This is a genomic window from Kribbella polygonati (assembly GCF_050320105.1).
GTDB lineage: Bacteria > Actinomycetota > Actinomycetes > Propionibacteriales > Kribbellaceae > Kribbella.
In genome coordinates this window covers 1011015-1027126 of the sequence record NZ_CP190129.1, presented here as the reverse complement: position 1 = coordinate 1027126, position 16112 = coordinate 1011015, and the positions used below count along the sequence as shown (strand labels likewise).

14 protein-coding genes are annotated in these 16112 nt (G+C 68.5%); 8 read left to right on the top strand and 6 right to left on the bottom strand.

The features are described 5' to 3' along the window. Positions 1 to 39: 39 nt before the first annotated feature. The 4 genes from ACQHIV_RS04880 to ACQHIV_RS04865 are packed head-to-tail and all read left to right on the top strand — an operon-like array spanning position 40 to position 3296. Positions 40 to 627 carry a TetR/AcrR family transcriptional regulator gene (locus ACQHIV_RS04880; protein ID WP_427892076.1) on the top strand — a complete coding sequence of 196 codons (588 nt, stop codon included), beginning with the start codon at positions 40 to 42 and terminating at the stop codon, positions 625 to 627. Between the two features lie 13 nt (positions 628 to 640). Then, positions 641 to 1441: an alpha/beta fold hydrolase gene (locus tag ACQHIV_RS04875; RefSeq protein ID WP_427892075.1), complete on the top strand. Its 801-nt coding sequence runs from the start codon at positions 641 to 643 to the stop codon at positions 1439 to 1441. Beyond that, positions 1420 to 2334, top strand: a complete 915-nt coding sequence (locus ACQHIV_RS04870) for an alkaline phosphatase family protein (RefSeq protein ID WP_427892073.1) — start codon at positions 1420 to 1422, stop codon at positions 2332 to 2334. The genes ACQHIV_RS04875 and ACQHIV_RS04870 overlap by 22 nt, the downstream gene beginning before the upstream one ends. Positions 2335 to 2363: 29 nt before the next feature. Continuing rightward, positions 2364 to 3296 carry an aldo/keto reductase gene (locus ACQHIV_RS04865; RefSeq protein WP_427892071.1) on the top strand — a complete coding sequence of 311 codons (933 nt, stop codon included), beginning with the start codon at positions 2364 to 2366 and terminating at the stop codon, positions 3294 to 3296. Here the strand turns inward: ACQHIV_RS04865 and ACQHIV_RS04860 are convergent. The 4 genes from ACQHIV_RS04860 to ACQHIV_RS04845 are packed head-to-tail and all read right to left on the bottom strand — an operon-like array spanning position 3293 to position 7960. Next, positions 3293 to 4195, bottom strand: a complete 903-nt coding sequence (locus tag ACQHIV_RS04860; RefSeq protein WP_427892069.1) for a carbohydrate ABC transporter permease — start codon at positions 4193 to 4195, stop codon at positions 3293 to 3295. The two genes, ACQHIV_RS04865 and ACQHIV_RS04860, sit on opposite strands and share 4 nt — an antisense overlap. Further along, positions 4192 to 5085: a carbohydrate ABC transporter permease gene (locus ACQHIV_RS04855; RefSeq protein ID WP_427892068.1), complete on the bottom strand. Its 894-nt coding sequence runs from the start codon at positions 5083 to 5085 to the stop codon at positions 4192 to 4194. Before ACQHIV_RS04855 ends, ACQHIV_RS04860 begins: the two co-directional genes overlap by 4 nt. Before the next feature lie 9 nt (positions 5086 to 5094). Further along, entirely contained in the window at positions 5095 to 6435 is a 1341-nt protein-coding gene (locus ACQHIV_RS04850; protein WP_427892066.1) for an ABC transporter substrate-binding protein, read from the bottom strand. 22 nt (positions 6436 to 6457) lie between these two features. After that, positions 6458 to 7960 (bottom strand): alpha-N-arabinofuranosidase, encoded by a 1503-nt coding sequence (locus ACQHIV_RS04845; RefSeq protein WP_427892064.1) that lies wholly within the window; start codon positions 7958 to 7960, stop codon positions 6458 to 6460. A gap of 119 nt (positions 7961 to 8079) precedes the next feature. Between ACQHIV_RS04845 and ACQHIV_RS04840 the strand changes: the two genes are divergently transcribed. Genes ACQHIV_RS04840 through ACQHIV_RS04825 form a run of 4 tightly spaced genes read left to right on the top strand, consistent with a single transcriptional unit; the run spans position 8080 to position 11062 of the window. Beyond that, positions 8080 to 9114: a LacI family DNA-binding transcriptional regulator gene (locus ACQHIV_RS04840; protein WP_427892062.1), complete on the top strand. Its 1035-nt coding sequence runs from the start codon at positions 8080 to 8082 to the stop codon at positions 9112 to 9114. A gap of 52 nt (positions 9115 to 9166) precedes the next feature. Next, a complete protein-coding gene (locus tag ACQHIV_RS04835; RefSeq protein ID WP_427892060.1) occupies positions 9167 to 9718 on the top strand; it encodes a hypothetical protein in 552 nt (183 codons plus the stop codon). Continuing rightward, the gene (locus ACQHIV_RS04830; protein ID WP_427892059.1) at positions 9700 to 10233 is read left to right on the top strand and encodes a hypothetical protein; all 534 of its coding nucleotides are present in this window, start codon (positions 9700 to 9702) and stop codon (positions 10231 to 10233) included. The genes ACQHIV_RS04835 and ACQHIV_RS04830 overlap by 19 nt, the downstream gene beginning before the upstream one ends. 7 nt (positions 10234 to 10240) lie before the next feature. Next, positions 10241 to 11062, top strand: a complete 822-nt coding sequence (locus ACQHIV_RS04825) for a hypothetical protein (RefSeq protein ID WP_427892057.1) — start codon at positions 10241 to 10243, stop codon at positions 11060 to 11062. 10 nt (positions 11063 to 11072) lie between these two features. Here the strand turns inward: ACQHIV_RS04825 and ACQHIV_RS04820 are convergent, their stop codons facing one another. Both ACQHIV_RS04820 and ACQHIV_RS04815 read right to left on the bottom strand, forming a co-directional pair. Next, on the bottom strand, positions 11073 to 13373 hold the full coding sequence (locus tag ACQHIV_RS04820; protein ID WP_427892056.1) for a DUF4838 domain-containing protein: 2301 nt from the start codon (positions 13371 to 13373) through the stop codon (positions 11073 to 11075). 76 nt (positions 13374 to 13449) lie between these two features. Further along, a complete protein-coding gene (locus ACQHIV_RS04815) occupies positions 13450 to 16026 on the bottom strand; it encodes a glycoside hydrolase family 20 zincin-like fold domain-containing protein (RefSeq protein ID WP_427892054.1) in 2577 nt (858 codons plus the stop codon). Positions 16027 to 16112: the final 86 nt, after the last annotated feature.

The following is a 16112-nucleotide window of genomic DNA, read 5'->3' as shown; positions in this document are numbered from 1 at the left end:
TCCCCCCATCGCAACTCCCAGTTGCGATAAGCTGATCGAATGAGTACACAACCCCCCGGTCGTGGTCCCAAGGTGCGGGCGGCCGTACTGGCGGCGACGTTGGCGGAGTTGGGGGATGGTGGGTATGCGGCGTTGACGATCGAGAACGTGGCGCGGCGGGCGGGGGTGCACAAGACGACGGTGTATCGGCGGTGGCCGGATCGGGAGCGGCTGGTGGCGGATGTGCTCGGGGAGCACATCACGACGGACTTTCCGATCCCCGACACCGGGAGGCTTGCCGACGATCTGCTCGCGCTCGCGCAGGCGTTCGTGGCGTGGGTGACGAGCCCGCCGGGGCGGATGATCTTCACCGCGATCTACAGCGACGCGGCCCGCTTCGCCGAGATCGACGCCGTACGCCGGGACCTGTTCGAGTACGGCCCGCGCCGCGCGCAGCAGGTCGTCGTACGGGCCGTCGAGCGCGGCGAACTCCCCGCCGGCACCGACCCGGTCGCGGTGATCCGCACGTTGATCGCCCCGATCTACTTCCAGCTCACGGTCGTCTCGGAACCCGTCGACGAGCGCACCGCCGAGCAAGCCGCCGGCATCGCCCTCGCGGCCGCACGGGCCGGCGTCTTCCAGCTGTGAAATCATGCTGTGTATGCGAGGCAGAACGGGGCATCTGGTGTGGTACCGGACCGGCGAGGGCGCCGCTGAGGTCGCCTTCCTGCACGGCTTCTCCGACTCGGCGCAGTGCTGGGACCCGGTGATCCGGGCGCTCCCGGACGTCCGTACGCTCGCGATCGACGCCCGCGGCCACGGCGAGTCCGGCCTTCCCGAGGAACCGATCCGCTACACCGCCCACCGCGACGACGCGGCGCTCGTACTGTCGGACCAGCCGCCGAACGACGGCGTCGTCGTGGTCGGCCATTCGATGGGCGCGATGGCCGCCGCCTACCTGGCCGCGGCGCGGCCCGACCTGGTGCGCGCCGTCGTACTGGAGGATCCGCCACCCGGTGCCCCCGGCAACCATCCGGACGAGCCGTGGTCCGAGCCGGACTGGCTGGCCGGCCTCCGCGCCCTCGACCTGCCGGACCGGATCGCCCGCGGCCGCGCCAACGACCCCGGCTGGCCGGACGACGAGCTCGAGCCCTGGGCCGTGTCGAAGGGCCAGGTCAACCCGCGACTGTTCGACCTCACGTTCCAGGACGCGGCCCCGCTGACCGACCTACTGGCCGAGATCACCTGCCCGGTGCTGCTGATCCACGGCGACCCCGAACGCGGCGGCCTCATCTCCCCCGAGTACGCCGCACAGTGCGCGCGGGCCGCCGCCGGTGAGTTCCACGCCGCGCACATCCCGAACGCCGGCCACTCGGTCCGCCGCGACAACCGCCCGCAGTACCTCGCGGCACTGACCAGCTTCCTCCCGCGGAGCTCCGAATGCGCATCCTCGGACCAGTAGTCGCGGCCCTCCTGCTCGTCAGCGGCTGCACGCCGTCGACCACCCCCGCGACCACCCCGTCGACGGCACCGTCGACCGCCCCGTCGACCACCCCGTCGACCACCCCGTCGACCACACCCACATCGGTGCCGGCCGCCGGCCATGTCCCGCGTCCCGACCACGTCGTGATCGTGCTGTTCGAGAACACCGCCGCCGGATCGATCATCGGCAACTCCAAGGCGCCGTACTTCAACCAGCTCGCCACCAGCGGCGCCAGCTTCACCAAGTCGTACGCGATCGAACACCCGAGCCAGCCGAACTACCTCGACCTGTTCTCAGGCGCGAACCAGGGCGTCACCGACGACTCCTGCCCACACACCTTCAGCGCCGACAACGAAGCCGCCCAACTGATCGCCAAAGGCCTCACCTTCGCCGGCTACTCCGAGGACCTCCCGTCCACAGGGTCGACCGACTGCAACTCCGGCCGGTACGCGCGCCGGCACGTCCCGTGGACCAACTTCAGCAACGTGCCGGCGACGGACAGCAAACCGTTCAGCGACTTCCCGACGGACTACACCCAGCTGCCGACGGTGTCCTGGGTGATCCCGAACGTGTGCAACGACATGCACGACTGCTCGGTCGAGACCGGTGACGGCTGGCTCAAGAGCCACCTGGACGGCTACGTCCAGTGGGCGAAGACGCACAACAGCCTGCTGATCACCACGTTCGACGAGGACGACAACGACAGCGGCAACCAGATCGCGACGATCTTCGACGGCCAGCAGGTCAAGCCGGGCAACTACGGCGAGCGGATCGACCACTTCCGCGTACTGCGCACCGTCGAGGACATGTACGGCCTGCCACCCGCGGGTGCCGCCGCCGGCGCGGCACCCATCAGCGACTGCTGGAACTGACCCCACCCACAACCCCGTAAGGATTCTCGATGAAGACCGTGCCTCTCGGCGCCACCGACCTCGCCGTACCGAACGTCACGCTCGGCGTGATGCGGATCGGCGACAAGACCGACGAGGAGATCCGCACCCTCGTCCGCACCGCGCGGGACGCCGGCATCGACTTCTTCGACCACGCCGCGGTGTACGGCGGTGCGCTGCACGGCGCCGAGGAACGGTTCGCCGACGCCCTCCGGCTGACGCCGTCCGAGCGCGCCGAGGTCACCCTCCAGACCAAGGCGGGCATCGACCCGGCGTTCGGGTACGACTCGTCGTACGAGCACCTGGTCGCCTCGGTCGACGCGTCGCTGCGGGCGCTGCGCACCGACTACCTCGACGTACTGCTCATCCACCGTCCCGACGCCCTGGTCGAGCCGGCCGAAGTGGCGCGCGCGTTCGACGACCTGGAGGCGGCCGGCAAGGTCCGCGCGTTCGGGGTGTCGAACCACACGCCGCTGCAGATCGAGCTGCTGAAGACCGCCGTACGGCAGCCGCTCGTCGTCAACCAGCTGCAACTGTCGCTGACGCACGCGCCGATCATCGCGCAGGGCGTCGCCGCGAACATGGCCGGCCTGGACCAGTCCGCCGTGATCGACGGCGGCGGGGTGCTCGACTACTGCCGCATCCACCGCATCACGGTGCAGGCGTGGTCCCCGTTCCAGGCCGGCTTCTTCACCGGCCCGTTCCTCGGCTCCCCGGAGTACCCGGAGCTGAACGCGGTGATCGACCGGCTCGCCAAGCAGTACGGCGTACCTGCGATCGCGATCGCCACCGCCTGGATCACTCGGCACCCGGCGCAGATGCAGGTCGTCCTCGGCACCACCACCCCCGAGCGTGTCGCGGGCGCCGCACAAGGCTCCGACGTCCCGCTGACACGCGCCGAGTGGTACGAGCTGTTCAAAGCCGCCGGCCACCAGGTGCCTTAGCCTTTGAGTCCGCTGTTGGCGACCCCCTCGATGACGTAGCGCTGGACGACGACGTAGAGGATCAGCACCGGGACCGCGGCCAGGGTCGCGCCCGCCATCACCACCGGGTAGTCCGTGGTGTAGGCGCCCTGCAATGTCGCCAGGCCCGGTGCGAGCGTCATCTTCTCCGGGCTGAACAGCACGAACACCGGCCAGACGAAGTCGTTCCACGCACCGAGGAAGCTCAGCACCGCCAGCGTCACAAGGGCCGGCTTCGACAGCGGCAGCACGATCCGGGTGAAGATCGTCCACGAGTTCGCGCCGTCGATCAGCGCGCTCTCCTCCAGCTCTCGCGGGATCGCGAGGAAGAACTGCCGGAGGAAGAACACCCCGAACGCGTTGGCGGCGCCGGGCACCACCAGCGCCCAGATGCTGTCCAGCCAGCCGAGCGTGCTCATCGTCAGGTAGTTCGGCATGAAGAAGATGAAGCCCGGCACGAACAGCGTCGCGATCAGTACGCCGAACAGCAGGTTGCGCCCGACGAACTGCATTCGCGACAGCGCGTACGCCGCCATCGACGCGACCGCGACGACCAGCAGCATGTGCAGCACCGACACCATCAGCGAGTTCGCCAGCCACAGGTACACCGGGTTCGCGGCGTCGGCGAAGATCAGGTGGTACGCGCGCAGCGTCCACTGCCCCGGCAGGATGTGGATCGGGATCGACCGCGCGTCGGTCTCGGTCTTGAACGTCGTCAGCAGCATCCACAGCAGCGGCAGGACGAAGATCAGCGAGATCAGCGTCATCGCGACGTACGTCAGCGGGCCGACCCGGTTCCGCGAATAGGCCCGCCGCCGGCGTCCCGGGCCGTCGTCGTCCGGCGTCGCGGTAGCGGCTACGTTCGGCAGAGTCGTCGTCATTTGCGCTCCCTCATCAGCAGGAAGTTGGCGATCGAGACCAGCGCCAGCGCGAGCGCCAGCACGTAGCTCATCGCGGCCGCCGTACCCATCCGGAAGCCCCGCAGACCTTCGTTGGTCATCGCCATGATCGCCGTCGTCGTACTGTCCCCGGGCCCGCCGTGGGTCAGCAGGTACGGCTGGCCGAACAGGTTCGCGCTGGCCAGGATCGTCGTGGTCAGCACGAACACGAACACGTTCCGCAGCCCCGGAACGGTGACGTGCCGGAACTGTCCCCAGCGGCCGGCGCCGTCCAGCTCGGCGGCCTCGTACAGCTCCGGCGGCAACGACTGCAGCCCGGCCAGGAAGATCACCGCGTTGAAGCCGATCGTCCACCAGACCGTGGTGATCAGGATCGTGATCCAGGCCTGCGGCTGACTCGACAGCCAGGCGACCTTCGGCAGCCCGAGCCCGGAGAGCAGCCCGTTGACCAGGCCGACCTCCGGGTCGAACAGGTACCCGAACAGCACGCCGACCACCGCGACGCCGAGCACGAACGGTGTGAAGATCACCGCCCGGAAGAACGTCCGGCCGGGGAACTTGCGGTTCAGCAGCAGCGACAACCCGAGCGGGACCGTGACCAGGAACGGCACGCTGATCAGCACGAACAGGAACGTGTTCTGCATCCCGTTCCAGAACGGCTGGAAGATCACCGACCCCGAGTCGAACAGGTCACGGTAGTTCTGCAACCCCACCCACGGCTTGCCCGGCAGCATGAAGTCCCAGTTGTGCAGGCTCATCCAGACGCCGCGGATCGCCGGCCAGATCAGGAACGTCAGCATCAGCACGACGAACGGGGCGACGAACAGGTACGGCGTCCACGGGCGGTGGTGGCGCAGTGCGGTCCGGCTCATGGCCCCGACTCACCCGTACTTCTTCTTGTTCGAGGTCAGGATCTGATCGCCCTTCTGGGCCGCGTCGCGGAGCGCCTGGTCGACCGGCTTCTTGCCGGTCATCGCCAGGCTGACCTCCTTCGACCACTCCGGGTCGGTATCGCCCATGCCCGGCACGTTCGGCGGGAAGTGCGCCCAGTCGATCATCTTCTCGAACTGCTTGACCTCGGTGTACTTCGCGAAGTCCGCCGACTCGCGCACCGACTTGCGCGCCGGGACCATGCCGGCCTCGGCCCACCCGACCGAGTGCTGGCTCATCCAGTTGATGAAGAACCGCGACGCGTCGGCCTTGTTCTTGTCGTTGTTCACCTGCCGCGGCAGCGTGAAGCAATGCGATCCGGCCCAGGTCTGCTGGTCGGACCCGAACACCGGGATCGGCGCGCAGCCCCAGTCCAGGCCTTTGGCGGTCTTGCACGGCGTGACCATCCACGGGCCGACGATCATGAACGCGGCCTTGTTGTTGCTGAACGACACCCAGTCGCCGTCACCAGCGGCGTTCTGCGGTGAGTACCCCTGGTCGATCAGGCTCTTGAAGAACGAGATCGAGTCGATCGCGGGCTGGTCGCCGAAGCCGGTCTTGGTGCCGTCGTCGCTGATCATGTAGCCGCCGCTCTGGAAGATCATCGACTGGGCGATCAGCCCGCCGACGCTGAGCGCGCTCACCCAGTAGCCCTTGACGCCCTTGGACTTGCACTTGTCCAGGACCGCCATGAACTCGTCCTTCGTGGTCGGCGGCTTCTCCGGATCCGCGCCGACCTGGGACAGCACCTTCTTGTTGTAGTAGAGCCCCGCCGGGTGGATGTCGAGCGGGATCGCGTACTGCGAGTCCTTGTAGTGCGCCGACTTCCAGACCGCGTCCGCGTAGTCCGCGGCGGTCAGGTTCAGGCCCTTCACGACGTCGTCGATCGGCTGGATCACCCGCCGGGCGCCGTTGGTCGCGATGTCCGCGGTGTGCATCAGGCAGATGTCCGGCGCCTTGCCGCTCTGCACCGCGGCCGGCAGCTTCTGGAACAGGTCGGCCCAGGCGATCGACGTGGTGGTGACCTTGATCTTCGGGTTCGCGGCCATGAAGTTCGCGACCAGCTTCTTCATCACCGGGCCGTCGCCGCCGGTCAGGCCGTTCCAGTACTGCAGTTCGACGTTCGGGCCGTCGTACCCGTCCGCGCCGCCCTTGCCGGTCGCGGGCGCCGCCCCGGCCTGGCCGGGTCCGTGGCTGCCGCCGCAGGCTGCGAGCGAGAGAGCGGTCGCGGCCGCGCCGGCGGCACCGAGCAGTGTCCGGCGGCCGAGCCGCACAGGATCTGGTGCGTTCATGGTCAGGTCCTTTCTGAGGGGATCAACGGCTCGAAAGCCGAATGCAGTGCCACGACGCCGGCGGCAGCGTGACCTCGAGGTTGCCGCCGGCAACGTGCGAGACGCCCGGGAGCGGGACCACCCGGTCGGGCGCGTCCTGGGAGTTGACGGCGTACCGGTCGTCGTCGGCGACGGTCAGGTGTTCGAGCAGCCGGACCTCGCCGAACGCGCCGAGCTTCACCGTCCAGGAGGCGGAGTCGGTCAGCGACCGGTTGACCGCGAAGACGGCGAGGTCGCCGGACTCCGCGTCGTACGTCGCGACGGCCCAGACCTGCTCGACCTCGCCGTACGCCGGCGTGTCGATGCGCCCGTGGTCGCCGGCGAGCGTGAGTACCGTTCCGCGCGCGTGCTTCGCGGTGAGCGCGAACGGATGGAAGATCGTCTGCCGCCAGGCCGCCCCGCCCTCGACGGTGAGGATCGGGGCGATCGCGTTCACCAGTTGCGCCTGGCAGGCGACGCCGACCCGGTCGGTGTTGCGCAGCAGCGTGATCAGCAGCGATCCGACCACGACCGCGTCAAGCGCGTTGTAGACGTCCTGGATGAGGTCGGGCGCCTCGGACGCCTCGGTCCGCTCGACCTCCCGCTCACCGTGCCGCGCGGCGAACCAGACGTTCCACTCGTCGAACGACACCTTGATGCGCTTCTTCGAGTGCCGCATCGCCGCGACGTGGTCGGCGGTCGCGACCACGTCCCGGATGAAGCGGTCCATGTGCGTCGAGGCGGCCAGGAACGACACCTCGTCGCCGCCGACCGGCTCGTAGTACGCGTGCGCGGAGATCAGCTCGACGTCGTCGAAGCAGTGCTCCAGGACGACCCGTTCCCACTCGCCGAACGTCGGCATCGTGGTGTTCGAGGACCCGCACGCGACCAGCTGGAGGTCCGCGTCGAACGTCTTGTACGCCCGCGCGACCTCCTGTGCGAGGCGCGCGTACTCCAGCGGGGTCTTGTGGCCGATCTGCCACGGGCCGTCCATCTCGTTGCCGAGGCACCAGAGCCGGACGTTCCAGGGTTTGGCGTAGCCGTTGCCGACGCGCTGGTCGGCGTACCGGGTGCCGGCCGCGCCGTTGACGTACTCCAGGTAGTCGACCGCCTCGGCCAGGCCGCGGTTGCCGAGGTTCACGGCCAGCATCGGCTGGATGCCGATTCTGTTGCACCAGGCAAGGAAATCGTCGGTGCCGACCTGGTTGGTCTCGATCGACCGCCAGGCCAGGTCGAGCACCCGGGGCCGCTGCTCGCGCGGCCCGACGCCGTCCTCCCAGCGGTAGTTCGAGACGAAGTTCCCGCCCGGGTAACGGACGACGGTGGCGCCGAGCTCGCGGACGAGCGCCGCGACGTCGCCGCGGAACCCGTCCGCGTCGGCGGTCGGGTGGGCAGGTTCGTAGATCCCGGTGTAGACACAGCGGCCGAGGTGCTCGACAAAGGTGCCGAACAGCAGCGGATTGAGCTCACCGACGGTGAAAGCCGGGTCGATCGTGGACGTGAGCATGGGCAGTCCTCACAGGTAGTTCCAACGATGTAACGCCCGCGGTGCAGGAAGTTTGCAACGGGTGCAAACAGGCTGTCAACGGCTCGGCACCCAGAAATCTTCATCGTTAGAATCCCTGTATGGCCGTGACATTGCGCGACGTCGCCCGGTGCGCCGGCGTCTCGGTGCGAACCGTCTCGAACGTCGTGAACGGGAAACCGCACGTGCGGCCCGGCACCCGGGCACGGGTGCTGGACGCGATCACCGCGCTCGGGTACCGCCCGAACCTGTCCGCGCGCCAGCTCAAGTACGGCCGCGGCGGTTTCCTCGCGCTCGTCGTCCCCGAGCTCGAGGCGCCGTACTTCGCCGAACTCGCCGCGCTCTTCACGCAGGTGTGCGTCGAACGTGGTTACCTGGGACTGCTGGAAAGCACCGGCGGCACCCGGGAACACGAGCAGCTGGTACTGCGTGGCGCGCAGACACACATGATCGACGGCATCCTGTTCTCGCCGCTCAGCCTGTCCGGCCCGGAGTTGGCCGAACACTCACCGAGCCAGCCGATGGTCCTGCTCGGCGAACGCGAACCACCGCCCGGCTGGTCGCGCGTCACGGTCGACTCGGTCGCTGCCTCGCGCGCCGTCACCGAACACCTGATCGCCACCGGCCGCCGGCGGATCGCGGTCATCGGGCACTTCGAGCACGACCGCAGCATCGGTACCGGGGTGCTGCGCTTCCGCGGTGTCATCGAGGCGCTCGACGCCGCGGGCCTGACGTTCGACCGGCAACTGTTGCAGGGCGTCCACAAGTACGACCAGGAGTGCGGGCGGCAGGCGATGCTGACGTTGCTCGAGCGGTCCGAACGACCGGACGCCGTCGTCTGCTTCAACGACCTGATGGCGCTCGGCGCGATCCGGGCCTGTTACGAGGCCGGCGTGGCGGTCCCGGACGAGATCGCGATCGCCGGGTTCGACGGGAACCGCCAGGCCGCGTTCAGTACGCCGTCCCTCACCACGATCACGCCCGACATGGAGGCGCTGGTCCGCAGCGCGGTCGGGCTCCTCATCGACGGCTGCGACGACGGCGTACAGGTCGACGTACCGTGGTCGCTCACGATCCGGGAGAGCACCGCCGGCCGGTCATCGGGCCGCGAGCGGGCCGGAGGCGAGCAGGATTAAGGCAAGTGCTTCACGGTTCTTGCGGATCGGCGGAGTGCCGTATTCTCGCGCCGTGTCGCATCCTCCGCTCCCGTGGGAGCTTCCCCCGGCAGCGGGACGGCTCGTGGACGAGTTCCGGCGTACGGGCGCGTTCGAGGTGCGGACGTCGTCGAAGGCCGTCGCGGGAATCGTCGCGTGCACGGTGCCGTTCCTGGGGATGTTCGCGTTCTCCTTCACCAGCCCGAACCCGGACATGCCGATCGCGATCGGCGGCGTGTTCGTGGGGCCGCTGCTCGGAGTCGCGATCTGGATCGCGTGGTTGCTGATCCCCCGGGTCCGGGTCGTGGTCGACGGCGAGGGCCTGGTGGTGCGCGGCAAGCGGGTGCGCTGGGCGGAGATCTCGGAGTTCCGGATCGGCGTCGCGCAGAGCCGCGCGACGTACACCTATGTGGTCGCCGAACGCACCGGACCTGACGGGCAACCGGCACGGCCCGCCGCCCTGCCGCTGCTGCTCAGTCCCCGGGCGGACACGTTGAAGATCGCCCTCGACCTCCTGCTGAAGGAACAGCACGACGCTGCCCGCGGCCTTCCGGGAAGGATCCAGCGGTGGCCGAACCAACCGTGAAGCGCAAGTCACCGTTCGGCTGGACCGCAACCGCCGACGACACCGGCCACGCGGTACTCCGCGACCCGAGCGGCCATGTCCGCGCGACCTGGCAACTCCTCCGCTGGACCGGCGGCGGCAAGGCACTCCCTTGGAAACCGCCCGCCAGGACGACGCTCGTCCCGTACATGGTGCAGATCCATCCGGTCACCGTCTACTACCCCGACGCACCATCCGAAGAAGCCCTGATCACCTTCGGCAACCCCACCCGCAAACGTCGCCGCGACCACAACGGCACCCTCCAACTCGCGGGCCGCACCTACGAGGTGCTCCACTTCCGCCGCATGCGAACCGAACTGCGCCGCGCCGGCACCCTGATCGCCACCGCCAAGAGCGGCCTCTTCGGCCACCTCCACCTCAAGTCCGCCACCCCCACCGACGACCTCGACCAACTGGCCATCGCCCTGCTGTGGTTCGCCATCGGCCCAGGCCGCCCGGGCGCGATCGCGATGCTCACCGACTTCATCTCGATCTGAGGAGACCGTGCAGTACGACGACCGGCCGCTCCGCGGGCGCATCACGTCCGGGCAGGTCTCGGCGTTCCGCCGTGCCGTACGACGCGGCGACTACGGACCGCCGGTCGGTCGCGCGGCCGCGCCGTACGCGCTGAACGTCGTCTGGCGGATCAGCGTCGTGCTCTGCGCCGGCGCCGCGATCGCCACGCCGATCGCGCTGTTCGCCCACGCACAGTCGCCGGCGACGATCCTCGGCACCGTCTTCGTGATCACGCTGGCCGCGATCTTCGCGTTCAGCTACGCCGCGGGATGGACGCACTGGCGTCGATGGGCGCGACTGGATGCCTTCGCCCGCGCCAACGGATGGCGGATGCAGCCGTCCACCATCGGGCCCCGCTACCCAGGCGCGATCTTCCGCAAGGGCACCAAGCCGCCGGAGGTCCGGGACCGGCTGATCTGCGAGTCCGGGCGGTACTTCGACATCGGCAACTACTTCACCAGCACCGGCTCCCGCGCCGACACGGAGTACAACGAACTCGAACTCTCCCAGTACGTCGCGGTCCGCCTGCGCTCACCGGTCCCCGACATCACACTCGTTGCCCCGGGCTACCAACTCGACCACACGCCGGACGACTGGCGCCCGCTCGTGCGGGCAGCCTTCCCTCCCGAGGCGCTCGCCCTCTTGACCGCGTTCCGCATCGAGATCTCCGGCGAATGGCTCCTCCTCACCCGCCAAGGCCACTTCGATCCGGCGAAGCCGTCCACCTGGCAGCACCTGCTGAGCATCGTCGACCTCGCCTTCCACGCCGCCGACACCCTCACGCCGTCCACCGGGGTGCGAACGACGTGAGGCGACCCACCTAGACGCGGACGCCGATCAGGCGGTCGACGTACAGGTAGGGGACGTCGGCGTTGTCGACCGGGGCGATCCAGAACCAGTGGGTGGTATTGGGGTCGGTGTCGCGCTGGTAGCTGCCGGGGATGGCGAGTTCGTGGTACTGGCCGTCGCGCATCGACGCGACCGTCGGGAAGACCACGTTGCCGAACGGCGGCCAGACGCCCGTCGCGAGCGCCTGCTTGCTGCCGTCCGCGGCGGTGGCCGGGATCCGGGCCGCGACGTACAGCTTCCAGGTGCCCTCCGCCGGGAGCTTGTCGAGCGGGAACATCACCGCCCAGTCGGTGTTGCCGGTGGCAACCATCCGCGCGGTGCCGTGGTCGGAGGCGAGGTCGTCGGGGACGATCGCCGCCGTCTTGGTCGAGATCGTGAAGTCGAAGTCCTGGATCTCGAACCAGTCCCCCGCCGGCAGCCCCTGCGCGACCTGCGGCACCGGGGCCGGCACCCGCTCCACGACCGTCGTCGCCCGGTCGATCATCTGCTGCAGCGTGCCGCCGGTCTCGGTGTACTGCGTCAGCCCCGACTGGATGATCTCGGTCTTGAACCGGGCCAGCCGGCGCGTGGTGTCCGGGTTCCAGCTGATCCCGTGCGCCTTCGCGTACCGCCCGAACTCGTCCCGCCGGATCAGGATCTGGAAGTCGACCCCGAGCCGTACCGCGGCCAGATGCGCGGCCAGCACCCGATCGTCCTGCACCAGCGTCTGCGCCTTGTCCAGCAGCGCGTCGGCCCCGGTCAGTGACTCGAAGTTCAGGTACGGCGAGTTCTCCGGCACGAAGCAGGTCAGCCGGGTGTTCGTGGACGCGACCGCACCGGCCATCAGCTTCATGTACTCGTACAGCGGCCCGGCCGCGGGACCGTAGTACCCCTGGAGGAACTCGCGGATCAGCGCGTCCGGGTCCTCCGCCGGGTTCCACATCAGCCGCGACAGCACCCAGATCCGCAGGTGCGCGAACTCGGCACCGCGGACGTTCCACGCGCCTTCGCCGAAGTACCCCTGGATGGACGGGATCTTGGCGAACTCGGGGAACGACTCGCACATCGCCCACCAGTTCGGGAACGGCTGCGGGTAGGCGTGGAAGTCGCAGAGGTAGTCCCAGATCACGATGTTCTTCGCGATCCGCCCCCACTCCCGGATGCCCGCGTCGACGTCGGCGTTGCCCGGACCCATCAGCGACTTGCCGAAGTCGGCGAGGATCGGGGCGACCGTCATCACGACCGCGTCGTGCACCTTCATCCCGGTCGGCGGCGTGAAACTCCAGGTGTACGCCTCGGTCTCCAGCATCGCGGATGGGATCCGCTTGGTCACCCGGGTGGCGATGTCGTTCAGCATGTCGACCAGCGGCGCCGAGTATGCGCCGCCGTGCAGGTCGATGAAGGCCCTGCTGGCCGGGTCGGGACTCCACGGCTGGTCGTTCTGTGCGAACGACGCGGTCGCAGCCTCCCCGGCGTCGACGCGTTGCTGGATCTTGACGATCAGCCGTTCCGCTGCCGTGGCCCGGGTCGTCGCGTCCATCATCCTGACCTGCCCGCCGTCCGCCCACTGCGACTCGGGAAGGATCGTCTTGAAGTAGTCGTCCTTGTCCTCCGGCCAGTACCGCGACCAGGTGTCGATCCCCGGCGTCCGCGGCAACGTGTCGAACTCGTCCTGTCCACGCAGCCCGTTCAGCAGGTTGTGCTGCCGGTACGCCGCGTCCTTGCCGTCGCCGGAGGCGTACTCACGGAACCGGAACCGCGGCACCTGGTCGCCGTTCAGTGCACTCACCGCGAGGGCGAGCGTCGGCGACTTCGGGATGCTGGTGAAGTCCGGCGACCACCACCGGACACCGCACAACCGGTCGAGCACCCAGTAGACGCCGTACAGCGTGCCGCGCGGGATCGGCCCGGTCAGATAGATGGTCTGCCCAACAGTCCGGAGCGCGAACCCGTCGTCGCCGAGCGTGCTGTAGTCGAGGTTCAGGGCAACGGTCAGCGGGTTCTCCTGGCCGAGCACGATCAGCCTGTCGCCGCCGGACGGCGGTTTCGCGCCGACCACGATCGGCAGCGCCACCCCGGTGATCGCGCCGATCGTCTCGGACAGCTCCCGCGCCGCCTGCCGGGTCACCGGCCCTTCGCTCGGGCCGTGGTAGATCGTGTACTTCGGCGCCCCCTTGTGCACCAGCTCCAGCGTGGGCGCTGCCGCCTGCGCCGTCACCGGCACCATCGTCGCGGCCGCCGCGATCCCCCCGACGGCCAGCACGGTCCGCCTCGACACGTTCGAAGAGCCCATCTTCAGTTCCTTTCATGAGGTCATGCGGACGGACCGCGCCCGCCGTATCCCTGAACACGGCGGGCGCGGGGATCGGTCAGGTGATGCCTGAGCCGACCTCGGTGGTGTCCCATCGGGTAGCACCAGCTGAGGCCTGCCAACCGTGCAGCACGGTGCCCCGCCCGGTGCGAGCGAAGAAGACGAGTACGCCGTTCAGGTCGCGGGCGATGCTCGGGTCTCCGGCAACCGTGGTGCTGGTGATGACGTTGTTGTCGGTCCAGGTCCCGGTGCCCGGGGTGTTCTGGTAGCCCGACACGATCAGTCCGTCGGTGCGGCGGGCGACGAAGGTCATCCGGCCGTTCGCGTCGACCATCGCGGACGGGCTGCCGGCGATGTTGGCGGCCAGAGTCCGGTAGCCCCAGTACCCGTTCAGCCCTTCCCAGCCGTGCAGGATCTGGCCTGCCGAGGTGCGGACGAAGAAGCACAGGACCTGGTCGCCGCCTGAGTTCACCACTCCGGCCGGGTCGCCCACGACGCCGCTGGCGACGTCCGTGAACGTCCAGACGCCATTGGACATCCGGCCGAGGGTGAGGGTTCCTGTCGGGGTCGTCGCGAAGAAGACCAGCTTGTGGTCCTTGTCGATCAGGATCGACGGCTTACCGCTGATCACCTTGTCGATCACGCTGTACTTCCAGGGCCCGGAGCCGGGGACGGCCTGCCTGCCGAACAGGATCCGGCCGTCGGTCTGGCGGGCCATGAAGATCAGCCGCCCGGTCTGATCCATGAATGCGGCCGGGTCGCCGGCCACCGAGCTGCCGAGCTCCGCGTACTCCTGCCAGGGTCCGGTGTCGATCCAGGTCTGCCAACCGTGTTCGATCGTGCCGTTGCGGGTGCGGGCGAAGTACGTGTTCTTGCCGTTGACGTCGCGTACGGCGGAGGGATCGCCGACAACACCACCGCCGAGCAACCCGCCGATCGTGCCGCTGGACCACGGGCCGGTGCTGGGCCGAGGCTGCCACCCATGCTGGATGTACCCGTCGGTGCGCTGGGCGAAGAACGTCAGCCGGTCGTACCCGTCGCGGGTGGCACCGACACCGTTACCACTCGACTCGGCCGGTGTCGCGACGAACCCTGGTGGCCGGCCGATAGCAGTCACGAACGGCCGGAGTTCGTCCCAGGTGGTGAAGAGCTTGGGCGAGTCCCAGGCGACCTGAGCCGTTGCGCGCAGCGGCTCCATGAGTGAGTCGGCGAGGGCCTGCGGGCTCTCCGGCGTGTTCGGGTAGCCGTCGTTCCACTGCGCGAGGCGCAGACCCTGGATCGCGGGGTCGGTCGGCGACAGCGTCGATCCCTGGAACATCCCGAGGTTGAACTGCTCGTAGATCTTCTTCGGATCCATGACACAGTTGTGGCCGCCGCTGGTGTTCCAGCTACCGCAGTCGTAGAGGTAGTCGTAATTGGCGTTGACGAGCTTGTAGCCCTCGGCCGCGAGCGTCGCCGCGGACTTCACCGGCGGTACCGGGATGGTGGTGCCGGGGACCGTCGTCGGGAAGTTGCTGTACCAGTACTCGACGGTGATGTCCTTGTTCGGCTGCACCGTCGTCGCGGCCGTCCGGATCATGTCGTTCCAGATCCGCATCGACTTGCCCTTGGACTTGGCCAGGGCGTCGACGTCGTTGGCGAACCCGTTGAACAGGTCCCAGCCGTTCGCGGTCCCGCCGTACAGCTGGTTCGCGTACGTGTGCAGCCGCGGATACGACGAGTTGCCCGGCATCCCGATCGTCCCGGGCCAGTCCGGGTACTCGTCGCCGCCCATGTGCCAGGCGTCGCCTGACTTGTAGTAGCCGATCCAGTCGTTGACAAGCCCGGTGGCCCAGGTCCGCGCGGCCGGATTGGTGAGGTCGAGCGCGGCGTTGTTGGGGATTCCCTTGTTGTCGACGAGCCGATACTGCGGATACGCGGACAGATGACCGTTCATGTGCCCGGGCATGTTGATCTGGCCGGTCAGCTTGACGTGGTACTTGGTGGCAAACGCGTCCAGATCAGTAAGCCTTGCCGCGGTTACGTTGTCGAAGTCGGCGTAGAAGTGAACCTCGTTGAACTTCAGGTAGGAGATGTCGCGAATGTTGTTACGCCACCAGGTCGGGTCGGACCCCGGGGGGTGAGTCAGCGTTGCCCGGATCGGGTACGTCGGCCAGTCCCGCGCACTACCGGCCGGGATCTGGTTGGACTGCCGGAGCAGCTGCAGCAACGACCGGGTGCCGTAGAAGACACCGGTGGTGGTCGGGGCGTTCACCTGGAATGTCGGCCCTACGTCCAGGCGGTACCCCTCCTTGCCGAGCTGTGTATCGGTGGAGTTCATCGTCAGGTAGACGTCGCCGGCTCCCGGTGATCCGGTGACCACCTGGGGAGCTGGGCTTTCCTCGAGGTCGGCGAGGTCTTCGGCGAGAGTTTGCGCGTCTCCGGTCAGCTTCGTGGAGTACGCCGGGTCGAGCACGATCCGGCTTGCGGCGCTGAACGTGAAAGACCCGGTTCCTGCCGTCCACTCTCGCAGTGCGGGGATGGTGATTGGCTTGTTGGCCACGGCAGCCGCCGGAGCGGTTGCGGATGGTGGGCCGGCGGTGATCAGTGCCGCCAGCAACAGCAGCGGCATCAACAGGCGGACGTAACGCGACATGCGGCCTCCTCTGGGGCGGGTGATGGGACCGGAACTGCTGATGGGTCGGGCACGTCCTGTTCCAAGGGATCCAGGGCGCGCCCGCA

What these genes read in the sequence shown, in the direction of transcription:
- ACQHIV_RS04850 (WP_427892066.1), bottom strand. Translation starts at nt 6,435, where the DNA reads ATGAACGCACCAGATCCTGTGCGGCTCGGCCGCCGGACACTGCTCGGT.
- ACQHIV_RS04860 (WP_427892069.1), bottom strand. Translation starts at nt 4,195, where the DNA reads ATGACGACGACTCTGCCGAACGTAGCCGCTACCGCGACGCCGGACGAC.
- ACQHIV_RS04820 (WP_427892056.1), bottom strand. Translation starts at nt 13,373, where the DNA reads ATGGGCTCTTCGAACGTGTCGAGGCGGACCGTGCTGGCCGTCGGGGGG.
- ACQHIV_RS04840 (WP_427892062.1), top strand. Translation starts at nt 8,080, where the DNA reads ATGGCCGTGACATTGCGCGACGTCGCCCGGTGCGCCGGCGTCTCGGTG.
- ACQHIV_RS04815 (WP_427892054.1), bottom strand. Translation starts at nt 16,026, where the DNA reads ATGTCGCGTTACGTCCGCCTGTTGATGCCGCTGCTGTTGCTGGCGGCA.
- ACQHIV_RS04875 (WP_427892075.1), top strand. Translation starts at nt 641, where the DNA reads ATGCGAGGCAGAACGGGGCATCTGGTGTGGTACCGGACCGGCGAGGGC.
- ACQHIV_RS04865 (WP_427892071.1), top strand. Translation starts at nt 2,364, where the DNA reads ATGAAGACCGTGCCTCTCGGCGCCACCGACCTCGCCGTACCGAACGTC.
- ACQHIV_RS04845 (WP_427892064.1), bottom strand. Translation starts at nt 7,960, where the DNA reads ATGCTCACGTCCACGATCGACCCGGCTTTCACCGTCGGTGAGCTCAAT.
- ACQHIV_RS04880 (WP_427892076.1), top strand. Translation starts at nt 40, where the DNA reads ATGAGTACACAACCCCCCGGTCGTGGTCCCAAGGTGCGGGCGGCCGTA.
- ACQHIV_RS04855 (WP_427892068.1), bottom strand. Translation starts at nt 5,085, where the DNA reads ATGAGCCGGACCGCACTGCGCCACCACCGCCCGTGGACGCCGTACCTG.
- ACQHIV_RS04870 (WP_427892073.1), top strand. Translation starts at nt 1,420, where the DNA reads ATGCGCATCCTCGGACCAGTAGTCGCGGCCCTCCTGCTCGTCAGCGGC.